Source organism: Burkholderia sp. HI4860 (genome assembly GCF_002223045.2).
In the GTDB taxonomy this organism is placed as follows: Bacteria; Pseudomonadota; Gammaproteobacteria; order Burkholderiales; family Burkholderiaceae; genus Burkholderia.
The window spans coordinates 2,582,128-2,601,772 of record NZ_NKFO02000003.1; the positions used below are offsets into that span (position 1 = coordinate 2,582,128).

The window sequence follows — 19,645 nt, forward strand, 5'->3', positions numbered from 1 at the left end:
GCGGGTTTGCCGCCGCGCTCGCGCGTGCCTAAGTGTAGTCGAGAAAACGGGCGGCCGGTCGCGCGCGGCACCTGTGCACTCTGTCAGGTTCGCGCGCGAGTGAGATACTTGCCGACGTGCCGTTGCGACCCGCGCGCGGGTGGGCAGCGGCGAGACGGAACGGTGGCGCCGGCGCATGCGTGCCGGCTGCCGACATCAACGAGGGACTGATTTCATGGTGAACGAGATGCTTGAAACCGCGACATTGGGAGGCGGGTGTTTCTGGTGCACGGAGGCGGTGTTTCTCGACGTCGACGGCGTGACGGCCGTCCAGTCGGGCTACGCGGGCGGCCATACGCGCAGTCCCGGCTATCGCGACATCTGCGAAGGCGACACGGGCCACGCGGAAGTCGTCAACGTGACGTTCGATCCGGCGCGCATCGGCTATCGCGAGATCCTCGAGATCTTCTTTGCAACGCACGATCCGACCCAGTTGAACCGGCAGGGCAACGACGTCGGCACGCAATACCGATCGGTCGTGTTCACCCATTCGGACGCGCAGCGCGACACGGCGCTCGACGTGATCCGCGAACTGGAGCGCGAGCAGGTGTTCGGGCAGCCGATCGTCACGCAGGTCGTGCCGCTCGACGGCAACTACTGGCCGGCCGAGGACTATCACCAGAACTATTACGCGCGCAATCCGGGGCAGGGCTACTGCTCGGTCGTGATCGGGCCGAAGCTCGCGAAATTCCGGCAGAAGTTCTCGCACCGGCTGAAGTCGCTGCGCGGCGCGTAAGCGTCGTGACCGTGGCCGGCGCAAGCCGGTATCACGCGGGTATCAAGCGGGTATCAAGCCGCCTCGTTGCGCCACTGCGCGCACGCGGCGGCGATCTCGCGCGCAAGCGCGATGCACGACAGCGGCGCGGAGCCTTCCGCCTTGTTGTTGATCGTGATGATCACCGGCTGTCCGGCCAGCGCATAGCGCGCGGCCAGTTCGGCGAGCGCCGAGCGCGTGGCCGGATCCTCGTCGACGAGCTTGTCGAACGGCTCGTACTTCGCTTTCGCCTGTTCATACTTGAAGCCGCCGTGCAGGCTCCAGCGCACGATCAGCGGGCCCGGCGCGTCGCCGTCGAGCAGCGCGAGCGCGGCCGCCTGGCGCAGCGGGTCGGGCATCCGCGCGTGCAGGCCGACGCAGTAGCGCACGCCGAGTGCGGCGAGCGCACGGATGAAGCGCGGCGTGAGCAGGCTCGCGTCGCGAATCTCGATCGCGTAGCGGCTGCCGTCGGCTTCCGGCGGCAGCGGCGGTAGCGCCGCGAAGAACGCGGCCAGCCGGTCGATCAGTTCGGCCGGCCGGGCAAGCAGCGTGTCGGGCAACGGCGAGAACTGGAACACGAGCACGCCGGCTTTCCGGCCGAGCCCTTCGACGCACGGCTGCACGAATTCGCGGGTGGCGAGATCCGCGTCGAGGAAGGTCGGGTTCGGTCCCGACGGTTCGCCGCGCCGGCCGCGGATCACCGCATCGGTCACGGAGGCCGGCGCCTTCACGACGAAACGGAAATCGTCGGGCACCTGCTGCGCGTAGCGCAGGTAGTCGGCCACCGACAGCGGGCCGTAGAACGACCGGTCGAGGCTCACGCTCTTCAGCAGCGGATGCGCGCCATACGCTTCGAGCCCTTCGCGGGAGAGTTTCGTCTGAGCAAAATCGCCGTCGTAGACGATGCCGTCCCAGCCCGGGAAAGTCCACGACGATGTGCCGAGCCGGACGTTCGGCGGCAGGCCCGCCGCTGCGTCGGCCACATCCGGTGCGATCGGTGCGGGCAGCACGCCGCGCCGGCGCCGGCCCTTCTTTGGCGGCTCAGCGGGCGGGGACGGCTCGTCCCACAGCAAGCCGGAAGCGGCGGGAGGTGTTTCGTCTGAAGAACGGGGGTGGGTGGGGGGGCGCGGTGCCGGCTGCGTGTCGTTATGCGCGTCCGGTTTCAGCAGTTCGTCGGAATCGGCAGGCGGGCCATCGTTCGCGGGCGACGCGCGTGCGGCGTCGGCCGGCACGCCGAACAGGTCGAATTGTCCGTCGGCGTGCGGCGCGTTCGCGTCGTCGCGCTGCTGTCGTTCCGGCGGCGTCTTGCGCCGCGTCCTGCCGTCACCCATGCATGCCCAGCGTGAAGCGCCGCCTAGCGCGGCAGCGCGTGTTCGTACATATAGCGCCGCGACCACGGCAGCGTCTTCGCGCTCTGCCCGGCCTTGCGGCACACGATCTGGAAGATCGACACGTCGTCGTGCTCGAATGCATACGCGCAGCCGGCGAGATACACGCGCCAGATGCGGAATTTTTCGTCGTCGACGAGTTGTCGCGCGGCGTCGGCCTTCGCCTCGAAGTTTTCCGTCCAGATATCGAGCGTGCGCGCATAGTGCCGGCGCAGGCTTTCGACGTCAATCGCTTCGAGCCCGCCGCGCTGCGCGGCTTCCAGCGCGAGACTGATGTGCGGCAACTCGCCGTCCGGGAACACGTAGCGATCGATGAACTCGCCGCCGCCGAGCGCCGTCTCGCCGCTTTCCGCGTCGGTCGACGTGATCCCGTGGTTCATCGCGATGCCGTCGTCGGTGAGCAGGTCGTGGATTCGCGAGAAATAGAGCGGCAGGTTCTTGCGCCCGACGTGCTCGAACATCCCGACGCTCGTGATGCGGTCGAATTGCCCGTCGATCTCGCGGTAGTCCTGCAGCCGGATCTCGATTTTGTCTTCCAGCCCGGCGGCCTTCACGCGCGCGGTCGCGAGGTCGAACTGGTTCTGCGACAGCGTGACGCCGAGGCACTGCGCGCCGAACTTCTGCGCGGCGCGCAGCACGAGCGCACCCCAGCCGCAGCCGATGTCGAGCAGGCGCTGGCCGGGCTGGAGCCGGATCTTCGTGAGGATGTGGTCGATCTTCTTGATCTGCGCGGTGGCGAGATCTTCGTCGCCATTCTCGAAGTACGCGCACGAGTACACCATGTTCTCGTCGAGCCACAGTTTGTAGAACTCGTTCGAGACGTCGTAGTGATACTGGATCGCCTTCTTGTCGGTGCTCTTCGAGTGATTGAAGTAGCGCTTCACGCGCGCCAGCTTGCTCGCGCTCGTCACCGTGCTGCGCGCGAGCGAGTAGCCGATGTTGATGATGTCCGACAGCTTGCCTTCGATGTCGATCTTGCCCTTCACGTACGCCTCGCCGAGATTGTCGAGGCTCGGTTCGAGCAGCAGCGGCAACGCCGACGCGCTGTTGACCTTCAGCGTGACCTGCGGCGCGCTGAAGGTGCCGAAATCGAGTTGATCGCCGTTCCACAGCACGAGGCGCGCCGGTATGTTCGCTTTCGCCCGTACTTCGTCCGCCCACTGTGCCAGCTTCTTTTCCCAGAACATTTGGATTCTCCGTTTGTTCGTTGAATCGAATACAGCCAAGTATCTTGACCGGCGCCCGCCGCTTGCGAGGCGGGCGCCCGAATGCAACACGAGACACGACCGGCGCGCGCCGGCGCCGCGCTTACGGCGACAGGCGCGAAATCGACCAGCCCGTCGACGTGCCGGCGTCGCGCGTATAGAGCAGGCGGTCGTGCAGCCGCGACGGGCGGCCCTGCCAGAACTCGATCGAGTCGGGCACGAGGCGGTAGCCGCCCCAGTGCGGCGGGCGCGGCGGGTTGTCGCCGTAGCGTTCGCTGGCGGCCTTTTCCTGCGCTTCGAGCGTCGCGCGGCTGTCGATCACCGCACTCTGCTCCGACGCCCATGCGCCGATGCGCGAGCCGAGCGGGCGCGACGCGAAATAGCGGTCGCTTTCTTCTGCGGTGGTTTTCTCGATCCGGCCTTCGATGCGCACCTGGCGCTCGAGCTCGATCCAGTAGAACAGCAGCGCGGCCTGCGGGTGCGCGGCAAGATCGCGCCCCTTGCGGCTTTCGTAATTGGTAAAGAAGACGAACCCGCGTTCGTCGACGCCCTTGATGAGCACGATGCGTGCCGACGGCCGGCCGTCGGCGCCGACGGTCGCGAGCGTCATCGTGTTCGGCTCGGGCAGCTTGGCGGCGAGCGCCTCCTTGAACCAGCGGTCGAACTGGGCGAAGGGGTCGTGGGCGACATCGGCTTCGTCGAGCGAAGCACGTGAGTAATTGATGCGGAGATCGGCGAGAGTCGTCATGTTATGCAAACGCTTCAATCTGGAACCATTGTAGCCAACGCGCAGGAAACGTGCGTGCACAGTGGCGCGTGCGAGCGAGGAGTTCAGGCAAAATAGAGGGCTGCACGACTTACGTTTTCCTTGCTGCCATGTCCGTCGCCGACGCTGCCCCGCCCAGTTCCTCTGATCTTACCCCGACCCCGGAAATCCAGCTTGACGTGGATCGCGCGCGGCGTTTCGGCGGCGTGGCGCGCCTGTACGGCGCGCCGGCCGCCGCCGCGTTCGAGCGTGCGCACGTCGCGGTGATCGGGATCGGCGGCGTCGGCTCGTGGGTGGCCGAGGCGCTCGCACGCAACGCGGTCGGCACGCTGACGCTGATCGATCTCGACAACGTCGCCGAAAGCAATACGAACCGGCAGATCCACGCGCTCGACGGCAATTACGGCAAGCCGAAGGTCGACGCGATGGCCGAGCGGATCGCGCTGATCGATCCCGCGTGCCGCGTGAACCGGATCGAGGATTTCGTCGAGCCCGACAACTTCGACGCGCTGCTCGGCGGCGGCTTCGACTACGTGATCGACGCGATCGACAGCGTGCGCACGAAGGTCGCGCTGATCGCGTGGTGCGTCGCGAAGCGCCAGCCGCTCGTCGTGGTCGGCGGCGCGGGCGGCCAGCTCGACCCGACGCGCATCCGGATCGACGATCTCGCGCTGACGATCCAGGATCCGCTGCTGTCGAAGGTGCGCGCGCAGTTGCGCAAGCAGCACGGCTTTCCGCGCGGGCCGAAGGCGCGTTTCAAGGTCAGCGCCGTGTATTCGGACGAGCCGCTGATCTATCCGGAAGCCGCCGCGTGCGATCTCGAGGACGGCACGGAGCCGTCCGCAGCCGCGCACGTCGCGGGGCTCAACTGTGCGGGGTTCGGTTCGAGCGTGTGCGTGACCGCGAGCTTCGGCTTCGCGGCCGCCGCGCATGCGCTGCGCGCGATCGCGGCGCAGGCGGCGGGCTGAGCCGCTGCGAATCGCGGTCGTCGTGCAATGCGGCGACGCGTGACACGCGCCGTGCTTGACGTGGTGATCCGGCAGCCGGGCCGTTGCAGCCCGGCCGGTCCCACGTCAGTTCAGTTGAGCGCCATGCTCAGCCTGCGCCGCCACCCGGCGACGAGGTCCGGGCGATCGCCGGCCAGCTCGAACACCGAGATCAGCGTGCGGCGGCCGAGATCGTCGCCGTACGCGCGGTCGCGCGTGACGATTTCCAGCAACTGCTCCACCGCGCCTTCGTACGCGCGCCGCGCGATCAGGCTCTGCGCGAGGTCGAAGCGCGCGTCGAGATCGGCCGGGTTCGCCGCGATGCGCGCCTCGAGCGCGTCGGTCGGCGGCAGGTCGGCCGTCGCGTCGAGCGCGTCGAAACGGGTCTTGATCGCCTGGTAGCGCGGATCGCCGTTCTGCACGGTCTGCGGCGACAGGCGCTCGGTCTCGGCGCGCGCGGCGTCGACCTGGTTGTTCGCGAGCAGCAGTTCGATCAGGTCGAGGCGGGCGTCGTCGAAGCCCGGGTTCAGCGCGAGCGCCGCTTCGAGGTGCGTGAGCGCGTCGTCGTAGCGCGCCTCGGCCATCGCATCCTGCGCGGCACGCCGTTCGGCTTCCTCGGGCGCCGGCAGCAGCCGGTCGAGGAAGGCGCGCAGCTGGCCTTCGGGCAGCACGCCGACGAACTGGTCGACGGGGCGCCCGTCGGCGAACGCGATCACGTGCGGGATGCTGCGCGTCTGGAAGTGCGCGGCGAGTTCCTGGTTCTCGTCGACGTTGACCTTCACGAGCTTCCAGCGGCCTTCATAGTCGCCTTCGAGCTTTTCCAGCAGCGGGCCGAGCGTCTTGCAGGGGCCGCACCACGGCGCCCAGAAGTCCACCAGCACGGGTGCGTCCAGCGACGCCTCGATGACGTCTTTCTCGAATGTGGCAAGCGTGGTGTCCATGTCGTTCTCTTCCGTTCGAATGTCGTCAGGATGGGGGCGGCGCGCCCCTTTTTCAACGCGGCTTCGACTCGGGCAGCGGAATCCACTCCGTTTCGCCCGACACCTTGCCCATTTCCTGGCGCGTCCAGGCTTGTTTCGCGCGCTCGATCGCCTCGCGGCTGCTCGCGACGAAATTCCATTCGATGAAGCGCTCGCCGTCGATCCTGTCGCCGCCGAGCAGCATCGCACGTGCGCCGCTGCCGCTCGTCAGCGTGACCGCGGCGCCGGGCGTGAGCACGGCCATCTGCTCGGCCGGCACCGGCGTGCCGTCGATCGCAAGCTCGCCGTCGACCACGTAGACCGCGCGCTCCTCGTGCGACGCGTCGAGTGCGAGGCGGCCGCCGGCCGCGAATTCGGCCGCGACGTACAGCGTGCGCGAGAACGTCGTGACCGGCGAGCGCAGCCCGAACGCATCGCCGGCGATCACCGTCAGCGCGACGCCGTCCTCGTTGCGCTTCGGCAGCGTGTCGGCCGCATGGTGCTCGAACGACGGCTCGGTCGTCTCGTGCGCGCGCGGCAGCGCGACCCAGGTCTGGATCCCGTGCACGGTGTGGCCGTTTTCGCGCTGCGCGTCGGGCGTGCGTTCGGAGTGGACGATCCCGCGGCCGGCCGTCATCCAGTTCACGTCGCCCGGCACGATCTCCTGCAGCGAGCCGAGGCTGTCGCGGTGCAGGATCGCGCCGCCGAACAGGTAGGTGACGGTGGCGAGGCCGATATGCGGATGCGGGCGCACGTCGAGCCCCGTGCCGGGCGGCAGCGTGGCGGGCCCCATGTGGTCGAAGAAGATGAACGGGCCGACGAGGCGGGCGGCGAGTGCGGGCAGCGTGCGGCGCACCTGCAGGTTGCCGATGTCGCGCACGTGCGGCTTCAGCAGGGCTTTGATCGGAGCGGTCATGGCGGATCCTGTGGGGCGGCGGGGGATGCCGGTCATTGTACTGGCCGTCCGCCGCCGATTCCATGCGCGCCACGCGGGTATCGGGCCGGGGGCTGAAACCCGGTAGACTGACCGGCTTCCCAGAGGAAAACGCCGGGCCGCCCCGGTTTTTCCGCCTCGCAGCAAGTTTTCTCGGGACGCCCGCCGCAAAGCGACAGGGAAAGCGACAGGGCCTGAGCGCACCGTGCACGACCATTCGACAATCGAGGAGACGCCGATGATGGCCCCGAAGGACTTGCTGCTTGCGCTGGTCGTGATCCTGGCGTGGGGCGTGAACTTCGTCGTGATCAAGGTCGGCCTGCACGGCATGCCGCCGATGCTGCTCGGCGCGCTGCGCTTCACGCTCGCGGCCGTGCCCGCGGTGTTCTTCGTGCGCCGGCCGCAGATTCCATGGCGCCTGCTGGTGCTGTACGGCGCGACGATCCAGCTCGGCCAGTTCGTGTTCCTGTTCACCGGCATGTACGTCGGCATGCCGGCCGGCCTCGCATCGCTCGTGCTGCAGTCGCAGGCATTCTTCACGCTCGTGTTCGCGATGCTGTTCCTCGGCGAGCGGCTGCGCGTGCAGAACCTGCTCGGGCTCGCGATCGCCGCGGGCGGGCTCGTCGTGATCGCGGCGCAGGGCGGCCGCGCGATGACGCTCGCGGGCTTCCTGCTGACGATCTGCTCGGCCGCGATGTGGGCGTTCGGCAACATCGTCACGAAGAAGGTCGGCCGTGCGAACCTCGTGTCGCTCGTCGTGTGGGCCAGCCTCGTGCCGCCCGTGCCGTTCTTCCTGCTGTCGCTGTGGTTCGAAGGGCCGCAGCGGATCGCGACCGCGCTCGCCGGGCTGAACGGCGCGTCGAACTTCGCGGTCGTCTATCTCGCGTTCGTCGCGACGCTGCTCGGCTACGGGCTGTGGAGCCGTCTGCTGTCGCGCTATCCGGCCGCGCAGGTCGCGCAGTTCTCGCTGCTGGTGCCGATCGTCGGGCTCGCGTCGTCGGCGCTGCTGCTCGACGAGCATCTGACGCGCCCGCAGCTGATCGGCGCGGCGCTCGTGATGGGCGGGCTCGCGGTGAACGTGTTCGGCGGGAAACTGATGCGCCGCTTCGCGGCGTCGTGACGCGCCGGCACGCACTGCGTGCCGGCGGCGGGGCGGGGTGGCCGGGTACGGCCGTCAGGCCATCCGGCTCTTCGCGAGCGGCGGATTCGCGGCGAAATAGCGCTTGATGCCGCGGAAGATCGCGTCGGCCATCTGGTCGCGATAGCCGTCGTCGTTCAGCCGGCTCTCTTCTTCCGGGTTGCTGATGAAGGCCGTTTCAACGAGGATCGACGGAATGTCGGGCGCCTTCAGCACCGCGAACCCGGCCTGCTCGACCGAGCCCTTGTGCAGCTTGTTGATGCCGCCCACTTCCTTCAGCACGTAGTTGCCGTAGCGCAGCGAATCGCGGATCTGCGCGGTCGTCGACATGTCGAACAGCGCGCGGTTCACGGCCGCGTCCGCCGTCTTGATGTTGATGCCGCCGATCAGGTCGGACGAGTTCTCCTTGTTCGCCATCCAGCGTGCCGCGGCACTCGTCGCGCCGTGGTCGGACAGCGCGAACACCGACGAGCCGCGTGCGGACGGCGTCGTGAATGCATCGGCGTGGATCGACACGAACAGGTCGGCGCCCACGCGGCGCGCTTTTTGCACGCGCACGTTCAGCGGCACGAAGAAGTCGGCGTCGCGCGTCATCATCGCGCGCATGTTCGGCGCGCCGTCGATCTTCGCGCGCAGCTTCTTCGCGATGTCGAGCGCGATGTGCTTCTCGTACGTGCCGCCGCCGCCGATCGCGCCCGGATCCTCGCCGCCATGGCCCGGATCGATCGCCACCGTCAGCAGGCGGACGGTGCCGCCCTTGCCGGATTTCGGCGCGGTGAACTTGTAGGTGTCGCCATCGTCGTCGCTGTCGTCGCGGCGTGCGATGACCGGCGGCGGCTTGACGGCCGGCTTCGCGGGCGTCGAAGGGGTGGCGGGCGGCGTGTGCGGCGTGGCCGGCGTGTTCTGCGCGAAGCGCTGGAAGAACGCGTCGCTGTTGTCGCCCGCGGCGGGCGGCGGGGTACCGGGGCCGGCCAGCGTGGTCGGCGGCTGCATCTGCTGCGCACGTGCCGTGTCGTTGAGCGCCTGCTCCTTGCGTTCCGTCTGCGCGATCAGGTCGGACAGCGGATCGGGCGCGACGGCCGGATACAGGTCGAACACGAGCCGGTACTTGTAGGTGCCGACCGGCGGCAGCGTGAACACCTGCGGCTTCACCGAACCTTTCAGGTCGAACACCATCCGCACGACGTGCGGCTGATACTGGCCGACGCGCACCGACTGGATCTGCGGATCGTTCGGCGCGATCTTCGACACGAGGTCGCGCAGCGCCTGGTCGAGGTCGAGGCCGGTCAGGTCGACGACGAGACGGTCGGGACCCTGCAGCAGCTGTTGGCTATTCTGCAGCGGCTGGTCGGATTCGATCGTGACGCGCGTGTAATCGCGTGCGGGCCACACACGCACGCCGAGCACCGACGACGCGCGCGCGAGCCGCGGTGCAACGAGACCGAGCACCAGCGTCGACGCGCCCGCGCACAGGATCTGGCGGCGCCGCCAGTTGTGCGTCGCGGTGGCCGCCGATTCGATCGAGCGGAACGGTTTGATCAACATCTTTCGAGACATGCCTTTCCTGAAGCGCTGTACGCCCGGACGGTGAGGGCGCGGCCGTCGCCGTCCACGTCGAGCGAGAAAACCAGATCGGGTACGCCGAGCAGCGTGCCTGCCTGTTGTGGCCATTCGACGAGGCAGATCGCGCTGGAATTGAAATATTCGCGAAAGCCTGCGTCGGACCATTCGGCCGGATCGTTGAAACGATACAGATCGAAGTGATAGACCTCGAGTTCCCCATCGTCGCGTTCGAGCGCGTACGGCTCGACGAGCGTATAGGTCGGGCTGCGCACGCGCCCCGTGTGGCCGAGGCCACGCAGGATCGCGCGCACGAGGGACGTCTTGCCCGCGCCGAGATCGCCGACCAGCTGGATCTGCAGCCCGTCGAACGCATGCGCGCGGGCAAGCTCGGTGCGCGCCGCGTCGAGCGCGTGCGCGAAGCGGGTGCCGAAGGCCTCGGTCGCCGCTTCGTCGGCGAGCGCGATCACGCGCTCCGCGAGCGGGGCGGGCAGCATGGCGTCGTGAGGCGGATGGCTGGGCGTGGCTGGCATTCTCGTAAAATAGTGCGATGAACCGATTACCGGAACTCGCCGCATCCGACAGACCTTCGACTCTTGCCGAAGGCGCGGCACCGTGCGCGCTCGACGATGCGGCGTTGACTGCGCTCGCCGCGCGAATCAGGGCGTGGGGGCGCGAATTGGGTTTCGGGGCGATCGGCATCAGCGATACCGATCTCTCGGATGCCGAAGCAGGCCTCGCCGCCTGGCTGGAAGCCGGATACCACGGCGAAATGGATTATATGGCGAAACATGGGATGAAACGCGCGCGTCCGGCCGAACTTGTGGCCGGTACGCGACGTGTGATCTCCGCCCGGCTCGCCTATCTGCCGGCCGAAACGCTGGCCGCCGACGCGCCTGAAAGCGAGCCGGGCGCGCTCGTGCCGCACGACTGGCGTGCGCGCGAACGGGCCCGGCTCGACGATCCGCAGGCGGCCGTCGTGTCGATCTACGCACGCGGCCGCGACTATCACAAGGTGTTGCGCAACCGCCTGCAGACGCTCGCCGAGCGCATCGAGCAGGAGATCGGTGCGTTCGGCTACCGCGTGTTCACCGATTCGGCGCCCGTGCTCGAGGTCGAGCTCGCGCAGAAGGCCGGCGTCGGCTGGCGCGGCAAGCACACGCTGCTGCTGCAGCGCGATGCGGGCTCGCTGTTCTTCCTCGGCGAGATCTACGTCGACGTTCCGCTGCCGACCGATGCGCACACGTCCCCCGACACCGCGCCCGAGACGCCCGGCGCACATTGCGGCAGCTGCACGCGCTGCATCGACGCCTGCCCGACCGGCGCGATCGTCGAGCCGTACCGCGTCGACGCGCGCCGCTGCATCTCGTACCTGACGATCGAACTGAAAGGCAGCATCCCGGAGCCGCTGCGGCCGATGATCGGCAATCGCGTGTACGGCTGCGACGACTGCCAGCTCGTGTGCCCGTGGAACAAGTTCGCGCAGGCCGCGCCCGTCGCCGATTTCGACGTGCGGCACGGCCTCGATCGCGCGACGCTCGTCGAGCTGTTTGCGTGGGAGGCGGACGCGTTCGATACACGGATGCAGGGCAGCGCGATCCGGCGCATCGGCTACGAAAGCTGGCTGCGCAATCTCGCGGTCGGGCTCGGCAATGCGCTGCGCGCGGACGCGGGCCGGCTCACGCCGCAGGCGCGCGACGCGATCGTCGCCGCGTTGCGCGCGCGGGCCGACGATCCGTCGCCCGTCGTGCGCGAGCATGTCGAATGGGCGCTGCGTGCTGCATGAAGGCGGCGTAAAGTGTCGTCGGCGCGCGGTGGTGCCGCGCGCATCCATCGGTCAGGAGAGGGCCATGTTCAATGCAGTCATCGACGCACCGTTCGGCAAGGTCGGCATCCGCACGGATGCCGCAGTGGTGCGCGAGATCGTCTATCTGCCCGAATCGGTGAAGTCGGTCGATCCGGATTCGCCGCTCGCGCAGCGCGCGGTCAAGCAGATCGAACGTTATTTCGAGCGTGCGTCGGCGCGCTTCGACCTGCCGCTCGCCGAAGTCGGCAGCGCGTTCCAGCACCGCGTGTGGGACGTGATCAGCGATATTCCGCCCGGCACGGTGCTGACCTACGGGCAGGTCGCGAAGCGGATCGGCAGCGCGCCGCGCGCGGTGGGCCAGGCGTGCGGCGCGAACTACTTCCCGCTCGTGATCCCGTGCCATCGCGTCGTCGCGGCGGGCGGACTCGGCGGCTTCGCGAACCACGACGACAACGGTTATTACCAGAAAGTGAAGCGCTGGCTGCTGGCGCACGAAGGCGTGCCGTACTGATGAGTGAATCGCTGATGTCCCCCGAAGTCGACGGCGATGCCGTCGAGGTGTCCCCCGCGCTGCTCGCGAGCCGCGCGTCGATCGACGTGTTTTGCGATGCGCTATGGCTCGAGCACGGGCTGGCGCGCAACACGCTCGATGCGTACCGGCGCGATCTGGTGCTGTTTTCACAATGGCTGGCCGAGACGCACGACGCGTCGCTCGATTCGGCCGACGAAGCGATGGTGACGGGCTACATCGCCGCGCGCAGCGACGGCAAGGCGACGTCGTCGAACCGGCGGCTGTCCGTGTTCCGGCGCTATTACGGCTGGGCCGTGCGCGAGCATCGCGCGAGCGCCGACCCGACGCTGCGGATCACGTCCGCGAAGCAGGCGGCCCGGTTTCCGTCGACGTTGTCGGAGGCGCAGGTCGAGGCGCTGCTCGGTGCACCCGACATCGGTACGCCGCTCGGCCTGCGCGATCGTACGATGCTCGAGCTGATGTATGCGAGCGGGCTGCGCGTGAGCGAGCTCGTGATGCTGAAGACCGTCGAGGTCGGGCTCAACGAGGGCGTCGTGCGCGTGATGGGCAAGGGCTCGAAAGAGCGGCTCGTGCCGTTCGGCGAAGTCGCGCAAGGGTGGATCGAGCGCTACCTGCGTGAGGCGCGGCCGGCGCTGCTCGGGGCGCGCGCGGCCGACGCGCTGTTCGTGACCGCGCGCGGCGACGGGATGACGCGCCAGCAGTTCTGGAACATCATCAAGCGCCACGCGCAGCACGCGGACGTACGCGCGCACCTGTCGCCGCACACACTGCGGCACGCGTTCGCGACGCACCTGCTGAACCATGGCGCCGACCTGCGTGTCGTGCAGCTGCTGCTCGGTCACAGCGATATCTCGACCACGCAGATCTACACGCACGTCGCACGCGAGCGGTTGAAGACGCTGCACGCGGAACACCATCCACGCGGTTAGCGCATCCGGCGCGGCGCGGGTCGAGTCGCACGCACCGGCCCGCGTGCGTCAGATCAGCTCGCGCAGCTTGTGCTTCAGCACCTTGCCCGTCGATGCGGCCGGCAGCGCGTCGAGTACGCGGATGTGTGCGGGGCGTTTGTAAGGCGCGAGCCGCTCCGCACACCACGCGTGCAACGCCGCTTCGTCGGCCGTCGCGCCGGGCACTAGCTCGACGAACGCGAGCACTTCCTCGTTGCCTTCGACCGCGCGGCCGATGACGGCCGCCTGCACGACGTCGGGATGCGCGTTCAGCACCTGCTCGACTTCGACCGGATAGACGTTGAAGCCCGACCGGATGATCAGCTCCTTGCTGCGGCCCGCGATCGTTACCGCACCGTCCGCCTCCTGCCGCGCGAGATCGCCGGTGCTCAGCCAGCCGTCCGGCGACACGGCCGCGTGCGTGGCGTCCGCGTTGCGGTAGTAGCCGAGCATCACGTTCGGCCCGCGCACGCGGATCTCGCCGACTTCACCCGGCGGCACGTCGGTGCCGTCCGGTGCGACGATCCGCATCTCCACGCCGGGAATCGGCACGCCGACCGAGCTGTCGGTGCGCGGCGCGTCGAGCGGCGTCTGCGTGATCGTCGGGCTGCTTTCGGTCATCCCGTAGCCGTTGTGCAGCGGCACGCCGTACAGGCGCTCGACACGCGCCTTCAGGTTCGCGTCGAGCGGCGAGCCGCCCGAGTACGCGAAGCGCAGGCGCGGTGCGCGCCACGCGTGGCCGTGCGTGTGCAGGTGTTCGAGCAGCTTCGCGTGCATCGCGGGCACGCCCTGGAAGATCGTGACGCCTTCGTCGGCGAGCGCGACGCGCACGGCTTCCGGCGAGAATCGTGGCGCGAGCCGCAGCGTCGCGCCCGCATACAGGCTGCCGAGGCAGACCGACGCGAGCCCGTACACGTGCGACACGGGCAGCACCGTGTAGACGACATCGTCGGGCGACACACGGCGCAGCATGCTCGACGTCGCCGCGATGAACAGCAGGTTGCGATGCGACAGCATCACGCCCTTCGGCGTGCCGGTCGTGCCGGTTGTGTAGATCAGCGCCGCGCATTGCGCGGCGCCGTCGGCGGCGACCGGTTCGCCCGGCGCGCTCGCGTCGACGTGGTACGACCACGCGCCGATGTCGACCGGCAGTGCGCTGGCGGGTGTCGCACCGTGCCGTTCGGCATGCGTGCGCGCGTCGGGCGAGGCGTCGGTGGTGAACGCGATCAGCTTCGGCCGTGCGTGCGCGGCGATCGCGTCGAGCTCGCTGGCGGACAGCCGCGCGTTCGACACGAGCGCCCACGCGTCGAGGCGGGCGGCCGCAAACAGCAGCACGATCTGCGCGACGCAGTTTTCGGCGACGATCATCACGCGGTCGCCGCCTTGCACCCCGAGGTTGGCGAGCAGCGCGGCGGCTGCATCGACGGCCTGCGACAGCTCGCCGTACGACAGGCGGCGCGCGTCCTCGATCAGCGCCGGATGCGCGGGCGCCAGCGCGGCCCGGCGTGCGGGCACGTCGGCGATGCGGCGAGGCAGCGCGGCGAGCAGGGCGTCGACGTCGAGCGGCTCGGATGAACGGCGGGACGAGGGCATGGCGTCTCCAGAAGAAGGGCGGGCGGCGGCTGACGAGGTTGGCGAACGATCGTGCCACGGCGGCGCGCGCGCCACAATCGGCCATTCGGGCAATAGCGCTTCGCGATGTCCGCAATGATGATGGACGGAATCGTTGCGGCGACGCAGCAGGCCGCCCGGCGAAAAACGGGCCGCGAGTATACCGCCGGTGCGAGCGCACGATTGCGCGCGCGCCGGTCGTTCACCCTTAAAATGCCGCCATGAGCAAATCCAGGCATGTGTCCGAAACCCCCGCGACCCAGTTGCTGCGCCGCCACGGCGTTGCATTCGGCGAGCATCCGTACGACTACGTCGAGCACGGCGGCACCGGCGAATCGGCGCGCCAGCTCGGTGTCGACGAGCACAGCGTCGTGAAGACGCTCGTGATGGAAGATGAACACGCGAAGCCGCTGATCGTGCTGATGCACGGCGACCGCACCGTATCGACGAAGAACCTCGCGCGGCAGATCGGCGCGAAGCGCGTCGAGCCGTGCAAGCCCGAGGTCGCGAACCGCCATTCGGGCTATCTCGTCGGCGGCACGTCGCCGTTCGGCACGCGCAAGACGATGCCCGTCTACGTCGAGGCGACGATCCTCGAGCTGCCGACGATCTACCTGAACGGCGGGCGTCGCGGCTACCTCGTCAGCCTCGCGCCGGCCGTGCTCACGTCGCTGCTCGGCGCGCAGCCCGTGCAGTGCGCCAGTGTCGACTGAGGGTTTCACCTTCGTGGCAGGCGGCGCGCGTTCGGTAGAATGGGCGCCGTTTCGGCGTGCCGCGCGCAGCCGTCCCTTTACCGATACGTTGAAAGAAGAGTCCTCCGCATGCAGATCCTGCTCGCCGCCCTCGTTGCCTACCTGATCGGTTCGGTGTCGTTCGCCGTCGTCGTCAGTGGCGCGATGGGCCTGGCCGACCCGCGTTCGTACGGGTCGAAGAATCCCGGCGCGACCAACGTGCTGCGCAGCGGCAACAAGAAGGCCGCGATCCTGACGCTCGTCGGCGATGCATTCAAGGGCTGGATTGCCGTCTGGCTCGCCCGGCGCTTCGGCCTGCCGGACGTCGCGGTCGCATGGGTCGCGATCGCCGTGTTCCTCGGCCACCTGTATCCGGTGTTCTTCCGCTTCCAGGGCGGCAAGGGCGTCGCGACCGCGGCCGGCGTGCTGCTCGCGGTGCACCCGGTGCTCGGGCTCGCGACTGCGCTGACCTGGCTGATCGTCGCGTTCTTCTTCCGCTATTCGTCGCTCGCGGCGCTGGTGGCGGCCGTGTTCGCGCCGGTGTTCGACGTGTTCCTGTTCGGCACGGGCCACAACCCGGTCGCGTGGGCCGTGCTCGCGATGAGCGTGCTGCTCGTGTGGCGCCACCGCGGCAATATTGCGAAGCTGCTGGCGGGGCAGGAAAGCCGGATCGGCGACAAGAAGAAGGCGGCCGCGGACGGCGGCGCGCAGGACGGCGGGAAAGCCTGAGAAAGTGCGGCGCCTGGCCGCAGCCGGGCGCGCCGCGTATGCGGGGCCCGGCGGGATGACGTGACGGATCGTCCGGCGATTAGTCGCGGAAGTTGTTGAAGTCGAGCGGCGTGTCGGTCACGTCCTTGCGCAGCATCGCGATCACGCTCTGCAGGTCGTCGCGCTTCGTGCCGTTCACGCGCACGGCGTCGCCCTGGATACTCGCCTGCACCTTGATCTTGCTGTCCTTCACGAGGCGCACGATCTTCTTCGCGAGATCGCCGGTCACGCCCTTCTTCACGGTGACGATCTGCTTGACCTTGTCGCCGCCGATCTTCTCGACCTTGCCGTAGTCGAGGAAGCGCACGTCGACGTTGCGCTTGGCCAGCTTGCCGATCAGCACGTCCTTGACCTGGCCCAGCTTGAAATCGTCATCGGCGAACAGCGTCAGCTCGCGTTCCTTCTGCTCGACGCGCGCGTCGGAGCCCTTGAAGTCGAAGCGCGTCGAAATTTCCTTGTTCGACTGCTCGATGGCGTTCTTCACTTCGATCATGTTCGCTTCGGAAACGACGTCGAACGATGGCATGGCATTCCTCCCTTGAGATGCGGGCACCCGGCTCGCGCGCGGGCACTCGCTATAATTGCGGACTGTTTGCCATTTTACCGATGCCCCTCCGTTTGCCCAAGGCCGGCCATGCGCCGCTCGGGCGAACGTGACCGCGAATGCCGATGCCTCCTGACGATTCCGCCCTGTCGCTGTTTCCCGACCATCCGCTCGCCGCGCACAACACGTTCGGCATCGCCGCGACCGCGCGCTTTGCCGCGCGCATCACGCATGCGTCGCAGTTCGAGGCGCTCCATCGCGACCCGCGCATCGCGAACCTGCCGCAACTCGTGCTCGGCGGCGGCAGCAACGTCGTGTTCACGCGCGACTTCGACGGCGTCGTGCTGCTCGACGAGATCGCGGGCCGCCGCGTCGTACGCGAGGACGACGACGCGTGGTACGTCGAGGCCGGCGGCGGCGAGAACTGGCACGCATTCGTCGCATGGACCCTCGAGCACGGGATGGCAGGCCTCGAGAACCTCGCGCTGATTCCGGGCACCGTCGGCGCCGCGCCGATCCAGAACATCGGCGCATACGGCCTCGAGATGAAGGCGTATTTCGACTCGCTGGTCGCGGTGGAGCTGGCGACGGGGCGCAGCGAGCGTTTCGACGCCGCGCGCTGCGCGTTCGGCTATCGCGACAGCTTCTTCAAGCGGGAAGGGCGCGGCCGGTTCGCGATCGTGTCGGTGACGTTCCGGCTGCCGAAGCAGTGGGCGCCGCGGCTCGGCTACGCGGACGTCACGCGCGAACTCGACGCCCGCGGCATCGCACCCGATGCGGCCACGGCGCGCGACGTGTTCGACGCGGTCGTCGCGATCCGCCGCGCGAAGCTGCCCGATCCGTTCGTCCTCGGCAACGCGGGCAGTTTCTTCAAGAATCCGGTGATCGATGCCGCGCAGTTCGATGCGCTGCGCGCCCGCGCGCCGGAAGTCGTGTCGTATCCGCAGCCGGACGGGCAGGTCAAGCTCGCGGCCGGCTGGCTGATCGACCGCTGCGGCTGGAAGGGGCGCGCGCTGGGCGCGGCGGCCGTGCACGACCGCCAGGCGCTCGTGCTCGTCAATCGCGGCGGCGCGACGGGGGCCGACGTGCTCGCGCTGGCACAGGCGATCCAGGCCGACGTGCGCGCCCGTTTCGGCGTCGAACTCGAGCCCGAACCGGTCTGCCTGTAACGCGGGTTCAGCACCGCTTTTCCCGCGCCCAAACAAAAAGCGCCGATCGTCGATCGGCGCTTTTTTCATGGGTTGGCGGGCGGGTTGCCGGCGCGTCAGTGCTTGAGGCGGCCGAGCAGCAGGAACTCCATCAGCGCCTTCTGCACGTGCAGGCGGTTTTCCGCTTCGTCCCACACGACGCTCTGCGGGCCGTCGATCACGCCGGCCGTCACTTCCTCGCCGCGGTGCGCGGGCAGGCAGTGCATGAAGAGGGCGTCCGGGTTCGCGTGCCCCATCATTTCCTCGTCGACGCACCAGTCGGCGAACGCCTGCTTGCGGGCCTCGTTCTCGGCCTCGAAGCCCATGCTCGTCCACACGTCGGTGGTGACGAGGTCGGCGCCCTTGCACGCTTCGTTCGGATCGTCGAACACTTCGTAGAACGGCGCGCTGTCGGGCGACACGAGCTTCATGTCGAGCGCGTAGCCGGGCGGCGTGGACAGGCGCAGCTTGAAGCCGAGGATCTGCGCGGCTTCGATCCACGTGTAGAGCATGTTGTTCGCATCGCCGACCCAGGCAACGGTCTTGCCGGCGATCGGGCCGCGGTGCTCGTAGTACGTGAAGATATCGGCGAGCACCTGGCACGGGTGGTACTCGTTCGTCAGGCCGTTGATCACCGGCACGCGGGAATTCTGCGCGAAGCGCGTGATCACGTCCTGCTCGAACGTGCGGATCATGATGATGTCGACCATGCGCGAGATGACCTGCGCGGAATCCTCGACGGGTTCGCCGCGGCCGAGCTGCGTGTCGCGCGTGCTCATGAAGACGGCGTGGCCGCCGAGCTGGAAGATCCCGGCCTCGAACGACAGGCGCGTGCGCGTCGAACTCTTCTCGAAGATCATCGCGAGCGTGCGGTCGTGCAGCGGGTGATAGGTCTCGTAGTTCTTGAACTTGCGCTTCAGGATACCCGTGCGCTCGAGCACGTACTCGTAGTCTTCCAGCGAGAAATCCTTGAACTGCAGGTAGTGACGAATGGTTTTGGCGGTCATGAAGCGAAATACGGCGGGTTGCACCCGGCAGCAAGGCCGGACGGCGCCGCCGTCGGGTGTGGATAACTCAAAGCAGCATAAAGGATTTTCTGTGCTTTGACGAGCCGCGGAGAGAAGCGGGGCAGGATCGCCGCGCGCGGCAAGCGACGCAGGAGGCGGGGTGTCGGGACGGCGCGCGATGGCGCGCTGCGGTATAATTCAAAAGTTTTCTCCAGCCCGGCAGGCAAGCCTCCTCGCGCTCTGCCGGACACAAGCCGTGCGCTGCACAAATCCGGTGCAGTCCGCCGGTGGCGCGCGCCGACGTCCTGTTTTCGGGATATCGGAATGCTTGTGCCGCCGTCCGTTTCAGCTTTGTGTTCGCGTATCCAGGCGCCGTTGCCTGGACATCGCCGGGCCGTCACTTGGGTAACCACATGGCTGAAACCCCTCCGACCGAATTCTTTATCCAGGGCATCACGAAAGACGGGAAAAAGTTTCGCCCGAGCGACTGGTCGGAACGTCTGGCCGGTGTGATGGCCTGCTTCGGGCCGGGGGCGAGCGGGCCGAACGCGCGCCTCAAGTATTCGCTCTACGTGCGTCCGACGATGCTCGGCGACCTGAAATGCGTGATCCTCGACTCCCGGCTGCGCGACGTCGAGCCGATGGCGTTCGATTTCGTGCTGAATTTCGCGAAGGACAACAATCTCGTCGTGACCGAGGCGTGCGAACTGCCGGACTACGACGTGAAGAAGTGATGCCGGCGCGGGCGAGCGCGCTTGCCGCGCCCGCCCTCGTGGCAACCG

20 protein-coding genes are annotated in these 19,645 nt (G+C 68.2%); 10 read left to right on the top strand and 10 right to left on the bottom strand.

Features of this window, described 5'->3' with window-relative positions:
• The first annotated feature begins 214 nt into the window (after positions 1–214).
• Positions 215–775 (top strand): peptide-methionine (S)-S-oxide reductase MsrA, encoded by a 561-nt coding sequence (gene msrA / locus CFB34_RS27255; protein ID WP_089440883.1) that lies wholly within the window; start codon positions 215–217, stop codon positions 773–775.
• A gap of 53 nt (positions 776–828) precedes the next feature.
• Here the strand turns inward: msrA and CFB34_RS27260 are convergent, their stop codons facing one another.
• The 3 genes from CFB34_RS27260 to pdxH form a co-directional block, all read right to left on the bottom strand.
• Positions 829–2,124, bottom strand: coding sequence for a DUF72 domain-containing protein (locus CFB34_RS27260; protein WP_089440882.1), 1,296 nt, complete (start codon positions 2,122–2,124; stop codon positions 829–831).
• A gap of 23 nt (positions 2,125–2,147) precedes the next feature.
• Positions 2,148–3,368 carry a cyclopropane-fatty-acyl-phospholipid synthase family protein gene (locus CFB34_RS27265; protein WP_089440881.1) on the bottom strand — a complete coding sequence of 407 codons (1,221 nt, stop codon included), beginning with the start codon at positions 3,366–3,368 and terminating at the stop codon, positions 2,148–2,150.
• A gap of 121 nt (positions 3,369–3,489) precedes the next feature.
• Complete coding sequence (pdxH, locus tag CFB34_RS27270; RefSeq protein WP_089440880.1) at positions 3,490–4,134, bottom strand: pyridoxamine 5'-phosphate oxidase; 645 nt, start codon at positions 4,132–4,134, stop codon at positions 3,490–3,492.
• A 128-nt stretch (positions 4,135–4,262) separates the two neighbouring features.
• Here pdxH and CFB34_RS27275 point away from each other — a divergent pair, with 128 nt between their 5' ends.
• The gene (locus tag CFB34_RS27275; RefSeq protein ID WP_069248702.1) at positions 4,263–5,120 is read left to right on the top strand and encodes a tRNA threonylcarbamoyladenosine dehydratase; all 858 of its coding nucleotides are present in this window, start codon (positions 4,263–4,265) and stop codon (positions 5,118–5,120) included.
• A 110-nt stretch (positions 5,121–5,230) separates the two neighbouring features.
• On the opposite strand, the gene trxA is transcribed toward CFB34_RS27275, so the two are convergent.
• Together trxA and CFB34_RS27285 are read right to left on the bottom strand one after the other, a co-directional pair.
• A complete protein-coding gene (trxA, locus tag CFB34_RS27280; RefSeq protein WP_089440879.1) occupies positions 5,231–6,079 on the bottom strand; it encodes a thioredoxin in 849 nt (282 codons plus the stop codon).
• Positions 6,080–6,131: 52 nt separating this feature from the next.
• The gene (locus tag CFB34_RS27285; protein ID WP_089440878.1) at positions 6,132–7,013 is read right to left on the bottom strand and encodes a pirin family protein; all 882 of its coding nucleotides are present in this window, start codon (positions 7,011–7,013) and stop codon (positions 6,132–6,134) included.
• Between the two features lie 259 nt (positions 7,014–7,272).
• Here CFB34_RS27285 and CFB34_RS27290 point away from each other — a divergent pair, with 259 nt between their 5' ends.
• Positions 7,273–8,151 carry an EamA family transporter gene (locus CFB34_RS27290; RefSeq protein WP_179243671.1) on the top strand — a complete coding sequence of 293 codons (879 nt, stop codon included), beginning with the start codon at positions 7,273–7,275 and terminating at the stop codon, positions 8,149–8,151.
• 54 nt (positions 8,152–8,205) lie between these two features.
• On the opposite strand, the gene CFB34_RS27295 is transcribed toward CFB34_RS27290, so the two are convergent.
• Complete coding sequence (locus CFB34_RS27295; RefSeq protein WP_089440877.1) at positions 8,206–9,726, bottom strand: N-acetylmuramoyl-L-alanine amidase; 1,521 nt, start codon at positions 9,724–9,726, stop codon at positions 8,206–8,208.
• Positions 9,708–10,262, bottom strand: a complete 555-nt coding sequence (tsaE, locus tag CFB34_RS27300) for a tRNA (adenosine(37)-N6)-threonylcarbamoyltransferase complex ATPase subunit type 1 TsaE (protein ID WP_089426181.1) — start codon at positions 10,260–10,262, stop codon at positions 9,708–9,710. The genes CFB34_RS27295 and tsaE overlap by 19 nt, the downstream gene beginning before the upstream one ends.
• A gap of 17 nt (positions 10,263–10,279) precedes the next feature.
• Between tsaE and queG the strand changes: the two genes are divergently transcribed.
• The 3 genes from queG to xerD all read left to right on the top strand — a co-directional run bounded on the left by queG (position 10,280) and on the right by xerD (position 12,997).
• Positions 10,280–11,515 (top strand): tRNA epoxyqueuosine(34) reductase QueG, encoded by a 1,236-nt coding sequence (gene queG / locus CFB34_RS27305; RefSeq protein WP_089440876.1) that lies wholly within the window; start codon positions 10,280–10,282, stop codon positions 11,513–11,515.
• A 64-nt stretch (positions 11,516–11,579) separates the two neighbouring features.
• A complete protein-coding gene (locus CFB34_RS27310; RefSeq protein ID WP_089426179.1) occupies positions 11,580–12,047 on the top strand; it encodes a methylated-DNA--[protein]-cysteine S-methyltransferase in 468 nt (155 codons plus the stop codon).
• On the top strand, positions 12,047–12,997 hold the full coding sequence (gene xerD / locus CFB34_RS27315) for a site-specific tyrosine recombinase XerD (protein WP_089440875.1): 951 nt from the start codon (positions 12,047–12,049) through the stop codon (positions 12,995–12,997). The genes CFB34_RS27310 and xerD overlap by 1 nt, the downstream gene beginning before the upstream one ends.
• Before the next feature lie 48 nt (positions 12,998–13,045).
• Here the strand turns inward: xerD and CFB34_RS27320 are convergent, their stop codons facing one another.
• Positions 13,046–14,608, bottom strand: a complete 1,563-nt coding sequence (locus tag CFB34_RS27320) for an AMP-binding protein (protein WP_089440874.1) — start codon at positions 14,606–14,608, stop codon at positions 13,046–13,048.
• 239 nt (positions 14,609–14,847) lie between these two features.
• Between CFB34_RS27320 and ybaK the strand changes: the two genes are divergently transcribed.
• Both ybaK and plsY read left to right on the top strand, forming a co-directional pair.
• The gene (ybaK, locus tag CFB34_RS27325; protein ID WP_027789278.1) at positions 14,848–15,339 is read left to right on the top strand and encodes a Cys-tRNA(Pro) deacylase; all 492 of its coding nucleotides are present in this window, start codon (positions 14,848–14,850) and stop codon (positions 15,337–15,339) included.
• A gap of 108 nt (positions 15,340–15,447) precedes the next feature.
• The gene (gene plsY, locus CFB34_RS27330) at positions 15,448–16,086 is read left to right on the top strand and encodes a glycerol-3-phosphate 1-O-acyltransferase PlsY (RefSeq protein WP_089440873.1); all 639 of its coding nucleotides are present in this window, start codon (positions 15,448–15,450) and stop codon (positions 16,084–16,086) included.
• A gap of 79 nt (positions 16,087–16,165) precedes the next feature.
• Here the strand turns inward: plsY and CFB34_RS27335 are convergent, their stop codons facing one another.
• Entirely contained in the window at positions 16,166–16,651 is a 486-nt protein-coding gene (locus CFB34_RS27335) for a YajQ family cyclic di-GMP-binding protein (protein WP_039368282.1), read from the bottom strand.
• Positions 16,652–16,788: 137 nt separating this feature from the next.
• On the opposite strand from CFB34_RS27335, the gene murB reads away from it, so the two are divergent.
• Entirely contained in the window at positions 16,789–17,838 is a 1,050-nt protein-coding gene (gene murB, locus CFB34_RS27340) for a UDP-N-acetylmuramate dehydrogenase (protein ID WP_089440872.1), read from the top strand.
• Positions 17,839–17,933: 95 nt separating this feature from the next.
• On the opposite strand, the gene argF is transcribed toward murB, so the two are convergent.
• Positions 17,934–18,863, bottom strand: coding sequence for an ornithine carbamoyltransferase (gene argF / locus CFB34_RS27345; protein ID WP_006482207.1), 930 nt, complete (start codon positions 18,861–18,863; stop codon positions 17,934–17,936).
• 413 nt (positions 18,864–19,276) lie between these two features.
• On the opposite strand from argF, the gene CFB34_RS27350 reads away from it, so the two are divergent.
• Positions 19,277–19,597, top strand: coding sequence for a DUF3579 domain-containing protein (locus CFB34_RS27350; RefSeq protein WP_089440871.1), 321 nt, complete (start codon positions 19,277–19,279; stop codon positions 19,595–19,597).
• Positions 19,598–19,645 lie beyond the last annotated feature (48 nt).

Excerpts from the sequence above, each read along its gene's own strand:
- msrA (WP_089440883.1), top strand. The coding sequence starts at position 215 with ATGGTGAACGAGATGCTTGAAACCGCGACATTGGGAGGCGGGTGTTTC.
- CFB34_RS27260 (WP_089440882.1), bottom strand. The coding sequence starts at position 2,124 with ATGGGTGACGGCAGGACGCGGCGCAAGACGCCGCCGGAACGACAGCAG.
- CFB34_RS27265 (WP_089440881.1), bottom strand. The coding sequence starts at position 3,368 with ATGTTCTGGGAAAAGAAGCTGGCACAGTGGGCGGACGAAGTACGGGCG.
- pdxH (WP_089440880.1), bottom strand. The coding sequence starts at position 4,134 with ATGACGACTCTCGCCGATCTCCGCATCAATTACTCACGTGCTTCGCTC.
- CFB34_RS27275 (WP_069248702.1), top strand. The coding sequence starts at position 4,263 with ATGTCCGTCGCCGACGCTGCCCCGCCCAGTTCCTCTGATCTTACCCCG.
- trxA (WP_089440879.1), bottom strand. The coding sequence starts at position 6,079 with ATGGACACCACGCTTGCCACATTCGAGAAAGACGTCATCGAGGCGTCG.
- CFB34_RS27285 (WP_089440878.1), bottom strand. The coding sequence starts at position 7,013 with ATGACCGCTCCGATCAAAGCCCTGCTGAAGCCGCACGTGCGCGACATC.
- CFB34_RS27290 (WP_179243671.1), top strand. The coding sequence starts at position 7,273 with ATGGCCCCGAAGGACTTGCTGCTTGCGCTGGTCGTGATCCTGGCGTGG.
- CFB34_RS27295 (WP_089440877.1), bottom strand. The coding sequence starts at position 9,726 with ATGTCTCGAAAGATGTTGATCAAACCGTTCCGCTCGATCGAATCGGCG.
- tsaE (WP_089426181.1), bottom strand. The coding sequence starts at position 10,262 with ATGCCAGCCACGCCCAGCCATCCGCCTCACGACGCCATGCTGCCCGCC.
- queG (WP_089440876.1), top strand. The coding sequence starts at position 10,280 with ATGAACCGATTACCGGAACTCGCCGCATCCGACAGACCTTCGACTCTT.
- CFB34_RS27310 (WP_089426179.1), top strand. The coding sequence starts at position 11,580 with ATGTTCAATGCAGTCATCGACGCACCGTTCGGCAAGGTCGGCATCCGC.
- xerD (WP_089440875.1), top strand. The coding sequence starts at position 12,047 with ATGAGTGAATCGCTGATGTCCCCCGAAGTCGACGGCGATGCCGTCGAG.
- CFB34_RS27320 (WP_089440874.1), bottom strand. The coding sequence starts at position 14,608 with ATGCCCTCGTCCCGCCGTTCATCCGAGCCGCTCGACGTCGACGCCCTG.
- ybaK (WP_027789278.1), top strand. The coding sequence starts at position 14,848 with ATGAGCAAATCCAGGCATGTGTCCGAAACCCCCGCGACCCAGTTGCTG.
- plsY (WP_089440873.1), top strand. The coding sequence starts at position 15,448 with ATGCAGATCCTGCTCGCCGCCCTCGTTGCCTACCTGATCGGTTCGGTG.
- CFB34_RS27335 (WP_039368282.1), bottom strand. The coding sequence starts at position 16,651 with ATGCCATCGTTCGACGTCGTTTCCGAAGCGAACATGATCGAAGTGAAG.
- murB (WP_089440872.1), top strand. The coding sequence starts at position 16,789 with ATGCCGATGCCTCCTGACGATTCCGCCCTGTCGCTGTTTCCCGACCAT.
- argF (WP_006482207.1), bottom strand. The coding sequence starts at position 18,863 with ATGACCGCCAAAACCATTCGTCACTACCTGCAGTTCAAGGATTTCTCG.
- CFB34_RS27350 (WP_089440871.1), top strand. The coding sequence starts at position 19,277 with ATGGCTGAAACCCCTCCGACCGAATTCTTTATCCAGGGCATCACGAAA.